The sequence below is a fragment of the Pseudomonas sp. R19M genome, from assembly GCF_050312585.1.
In the GTDB taxonomy this organism is placed as follows: domain Bacteria; phylum Pseudomonadota; class Gammaproteobacteria; order Pseudomonadales; family Pseudomonadaceae; genus Aquipseudomonas; species Aquipseudomonas palleroniana.
Window position 1 is genome coordinate 1 of the sequence record NZ_JBNPJV010000126.1, and the last position, 302, is coordinate 302.

Below are 302 nucleotides of genomic sequence, written 5' to 3' on the forward strand. Positions count from 1 at the left end.
ATGTGGTGGTACAGGATGCCTTCCTGCAACGGTGCCAGGGCGTAGATATCCTGCACGTTGGCCACGCCGCCCGGCACGCTGGCGACGATGCGGTCGATCGCCGCCTGGTCCAGGTCCGCCAGCGGCAGCAGGTCCGGGGTGATGCGTACGCAATCGGGCGTGATCAGGTTGGCCGGTACGGCTACCTCACGCCCACTGCCCACCGCAGCCGCCAGCGCGGCCAGGGTCGGCTGGCTGAACAGCACGCGCACGTCGGCGCTGAGGTCGGCGCGGCGCATGCGTTCGATCAGGTTGACCGCCAT

At 69.2% G+C, this 302-nt stretch carries 1 pseudogene; it reads right to left on the reverse strand.

Annotation, left to right across the window (positions count from 1 at the left end):
* A pseudogene (locus ACQRBT_RS28330) lies at positions 1 to 302 on the reverse strand (hypothetical protein); the annotation flags it as partial.